This is a genomic window from Pseudomonas protegens (assembly GCF_003732485.1).
Lineage (GTDB): Bacteria > Pseudomonadota > Gammaproteobacteria > Pseudomonadales > Pseudomonadaceae > Aquipseudomonas > Aquipseudomonas protegens_B.
The window spans coordinates 159138-163655 of the sequence record NZ_MOAK01000086.1; the positions used below are offsets into that span (position 1 = coordinate 159138).

Below are 4518 nucleotides of genomic sequence, written 5' to 3' on the forward strand. Positions count from 1 at the left end.
CAACGGTGTCTACGTCACCCGTGAACCGATCATCCTGACCGGGCCTTCAAGCAACCTGGAGCTCAACGGCACCCTGGATATGGTGGCTGATCAGGTGGATGCCAAGCTGCTGGTGACCTTGCCGGTGACCAACAACCTGCCGATCGCCGCGCTGATTGTCGGGGCGCCGGCGGTGGGTGGGGCGCTGTTCCTGATCGACAAGTTGATCGGTGACCGTGTGGCGCGCTTTGCCAGCGTCAAGTACAACGTCAAGGGCCCGTGGAAAGAGCCGAAAATCACTTTCGACAAGCCGTTTTGAGAATCCTCGATTCACACCTATGGAGTAGCATGGCGGCCTACCCTACAAGGAGTTCGCCATGTCTCTTGCGGTGATTCAAATGGTCAGCCAGAGCGATGTTCTGGCCAATCTGCAGCAGGCTCGGAACCTGCTCGAACAAGCCGCCGCGGGCGGCGCAAAGCTGGCCGTTTTGCCGGAAAACTTCGCTGCCATGGGCCGCCGCGACATGGCTGTCATCGGGCGTGCCGAAGCGTTGGGCGAAGGTCCGATCCTGCCGTGGTTGAAACAGGTCGCCCGCGACCTCAGGTTATGGATAGTGGCCGGCACATTGCCGTTGCCCCCCGTCGATCAGCCCGAGGCGAAGTCCAATGCCTGTTCGTTGCTGGTGGATGAGCAGGGGCAGTTCGTGGCGCGCTACGACAAGTTGCATCTGTTTGATGTCGACGTGGCGGACAATCGCGGACGCTATCGTGAATCCGATGACTATGCTCATGGAAACCGCGTGGTAGTGGCGGAGACGCCGGTGGGGCGGTTGGGGCTGACGGTCTGTTACGACCTGCGCTTTCCCGAGCTGTACAGCGAGTTGCGGGCCGCCGGCGCTGAATTGATTACCGCGCCTTCGGCTTTTACCGCTGTGACCGGCGCCGCGCACTGGGAGGTGCTGATCCGGGCTCGGGCCATTGAAACCCAGTGCTATCTGCTGGCGGCGGCCCAGGGCGGAGTCCACCCCGGCCCGCGGGAAACCTATGGCCATGCGGCCATCGTCGACCCTTGGGGCCGATTGCTGGTGGAGCAGGATCAAGGTGAGGGCGTGCTGCTGGCCGAGCGCGACAGCAGTGAACAGGCGTCCATTCGGGCGCGGATGCCGGTGGTCAGTCACCGGCGCATTTTCTCGCAAGGCGTTCAACGGCTTGCATAAGTACGACGAATTTAAGGCCAAAGCATATGAGCGGGTTGTTGTCCTCAGTCAGTGAACATCTTCTAGCCCCTGGCGGCGTGACCATCGAAAGCTTGCAGGGCGTGCTGGGGGATCTGGCCGGCCCGGGCATCGATGCCGCCGACCTGTATTTCCAGGGGCAGATTTCCGAGTCCTGGTCCCTGGAAGACGGAATCGTCAAGGAAGGCAGTTTCAACCTCGACCAAGGGGTTGGGGTGCGTGCGCAGTCCGGTGAAAAGACCGGTTTTGCCTACAGCAACGCCATTACCCTGGAGGCCCTGGGCCTTGCTGCCCGGGCGGCGCGTTCGATCTCCCGGGCCGGGCAGAACGGCACCGTGCAGGCGTTCTCGACCCAGGATGTGGCGCAGCTTTACGCACCGGACAACCCTCTGGAAGTCATCAGCCGGGCCGAGAAGGTCGAGTTGCTCAAGCGCGTCGATGCGGCGACCCGTGCCCTGGACCCGCGTATCCAGCAGGTCAGCGTGAGCATGGCCGGGGTCTGGGAGCGGATCCTGGTGGCCTCCACCGATGGCGGTCTGGCGGCGGATGTACGGCCGCTGGTGCGCTTCAATGTCAGCGTCATCGTCGAGCAAAATGGCCGGCGCGAGCGCGGTGGTCACGGTGGCGGCGGGCGTACCGATTACCGCTATTTCCTCAGCGAAGACCGGGCCATGGGGTATGCCCGTGAAGCGCTGCGCCAGGCCCTGGTCAATCTCGAAGCCATTCCGGCGCCGGCCGGCACTTTGCCGGTGGTGCTCGGCTCTGGCTGGTCCGGGGTGCTGCTGCACGAAGCCGTTGGCCACGGCCTGGAGGGTGACTTCAACCGCAAGGGCAGTTCGGCCTACAGCGGCCGCATGGGCGAGATGGTGGCTTCCAAGCTCTGCACTATCGTCGACGACGGCACCCTGGCCGGACGTCGCGGCTCCCTGAGCGTGGACGATGAAGGCACCCCGACCGAATGCACTACCCTGATCGAGAACGGTGTGCTCAAGGGGTATATGCAGGACAAGCTCAACGCCCGCCTGATGGGTGTGGCCCGTACCGGCAACGGACGTCGTGAGTCCTACGCGCACCTGCCGATGCCGCGGATGACCAACACCTACATGCTGGCTGGCGAAAGCGATCCGGCGGAAATCATCGCCTCGGTGAAGAAGGGCATCTATTGCGCCAATCTTGGCGGCGGCCAGGTGGACATCACCAGCGGCAAGTTCGTGTTTTCCACCAGCGAGGCGTACCTGATCGAGGACGGCAAGATCACCGCTCCGGTCAAGGGCGCGACTCTGATCGGCAACGGTCCTGAAGCGATGAGCCGGGTGTCGATGGTGGGCAATGACCTGTCCCTGGACAGCGGCGTGGGCACCTGTGGCAAGGACGGGCAATCAGTGCCGGTAGGCGTCGGCCAGCCGACCTTGAAGATCGATGCGATCACCGTGGGTGGCACAGGGGCATAAAAGAAGAGGGCGCCGGGTGAGCTGCTGGGCAACTCACCCGTGGAGGACTCAACGCAGACCGCGTTGGGTCTCGTCCAGTTCGCGGATGTACTTGAAGATTTTACGGCTGGAGGCCGGCGCCTTGTTATGGGCCACCTCGTGCTGGGCCTGACGGATCAGGGAGCGCAGTTGCTGGCGATCGGCATCCGGGTATTCGCCGACGAACTTTTCCAGTACGTCATCGCCGCCGCCGATCAGGCGGTCGCGCCAACGCTCCAGGTTATGGAAGCGTTCGTTGTACTGCCGGGTGGAGGCGTCGAGTTGGTCAAGCAGTTGCAGAATCGCGTCGGTGTCCTGGTCCCGCATCAGCTTGCCGATGAATTGCAGGTGGCGCTTTCGAGCGATATGGGCGACGTGCTTGGGCGCATCCGCCAGGGCCCGGCGCAAGGCGTCGGTCAAGGGCAGTTTGTTCAGCAAGTCAGGCTTGAGAGTGGTAAGGCGCTCGCCGAGATCAACCAGAGCATGCAGCTCGCGTTTGACCTGGGATTTGCTTTTCTCCCCATCGAGGGAGTCGTCGTAAGAATCAACCATGGTGGCAGTCCGCAAAGAAACGCCGCCATGATAACCAGTCGAGGGCCGTTTGTCCGGCCCGGTCGCTCGCCGGCCTTAATCGAAAGCAGAATTTGAGTGGAGAACAGCATGAGTGCAGCACAAAGCGTCGGCCCACAGGCTTTGCCGGCCCTGCAGGAGCAAGTCGAGCAGATCGTTGCCGAGGCCAAGCGCCAGGGGGCCAGTGCCTGCGAAGTAGCGGTGTCCCTGGAGCAGGGCCTGTCGACGTCGGTGCGCCAGCGGGAAGTGGAAACCGTGGAGTTCAACCGCGACCAGGGCTTTGGCATCACCCTCTATATGGGCCAGCGCAAGGGTTCGGCCAGCACGTCTGCCAGCGGCCCCGAGGCCATTCGTGAAACCGTGGCCGCGGCCCTGGCGATCGCCAAGCACACCTCCGAAGACGAAGCCTCGGGTCTGGCCGATGCATCCTTGATGGCCAAGGACCTGCAGGACTTCGACCTGTTCCACGCCTGGGACATCACCCCCGAACAAGCCATCGAGCAGGCCCTGGCCTGTGAAGCAGCGGCCTTTGCCGCCGACAGCCGGATCAAGAATGCCGACGGCACCACCCTGAGCACCCACCAGGGCTGTCGGGTGTATGGCAACAGCCATGGGTTCATCGGTGGTTATGCCTCCACCCGCCACAGCCTGAGCTGCGTGATGATTGCCGAGGCCGATGGCCAGATGCAGCGCGACTACTGGTACGACGTCAATCGCCAGGGCCAGTTGCTGGCCGACCCAGCGAGCATTGGTCAGCGTGCCGCCCAGCGCGCAGCCAGCCGGCTTGGCGCCCGTCCGGTGCCGACCTGCGAAGTGCCGGTGCTGTTTTCCGCGGAACTGGCCGGTGGCCTGTTCGGCAGTTTTCTCGGCGCGATTTCCGGCGGCAATCTGTACCGCAAGTCGTCCTTCCTTGAAGGGGCCTTGGGCCAGCAGCTGTTTCCCCAGTGGCTGACCATCGATGAGCGTCCGCACCTGATGCGCGCCATGGGCAGTTCGGCGTTCGATGGTGACGGCCTGGCCACTTACGCCAAGCCTTTCGTCAAGGACGGGGAGTTGGTGTCCTATGTGCTGGGCACCTATTCCGGGCGCAAACTGGGCATGCCGAGCACCGCGAACGCCGGTGGCGTGCACAACCTGTTCGTCACCCATGGCGACGAAGACCAGGCAGCGCTGCTGCGGCGCATGGGGCGTGGCCTGTTGGTGACCGAGCTGATGGGGCATGGCCTGAACATGGTCACTGGGGATTACTCCCGTGGTGCGGCGGG

5 protein-coding genes are annotated in these 4518 nt (G+C 63.5%); 4 read left to right on the forward strand and 1 reads right to left on the reverse strand.

Going from position 1 to position 4518, the window contains the following annotated elements:
* The 3 genes from BLX41_RS36455 to tldD all read left to right on the forward strand — a co-directional run.
* Positions 1-298 (forward strand): YhdP family protein (locus BLX41_RS36455; protein ID WP_259745256.1); only part of this gene is annotated, 298 nt, incomplete at its 5' end.
* Positions 299-356: 58 nt separating this feature from the next.
* Positions 357-1196, forward strand: a complete 840-nt coding sequence (locus BLX41_RS27670) for a carbon-nitrogen hydrolase family protein (protein ID WP_123727459.1) — start codon at positions 357-359, stop codon at positions 1194-1196.
* A 26-nt stretch (positions 1197-1222) separates the two neighbouring features.
* Positions 1223-2665 (forward strand): metalloprotease TldD, encoded by a 1443-nt coding sequence (gene tldD, locus BLX41_RS27675; protein ID WP_016966625.1) that lies wholly within the window; start codon positions 1223-1225, stop codon positions 2663-2665.
* Positions 2666-2713: 48 nt separating this feature from the next.
* Here the strand turns inward: tldD and yjgA are convergent, their stop codons facing one another.
* Positions 2714-3235, reverse strand: coding sequence for a ribosome biogenesis factor YjgA (gene yjgA, locus BLX41_RS27680; protein WP_123727460.1), 522 nt, complete (start codon positions 3233-3235; stop codon positions 2714-2716).
* Between the two features lie 108 nt (positions 3236-3343).
* Here yjgA and pmbA point away from each other — a divergent pair.
* The coding region (gene pmbA / locus BLX41_RS27685; RefSeq protein ID WP_123727796.1) for a metalloprotease PmbA at positions 3344-4518 on the forward strand (1175 nt) is incomplete at its 3' end.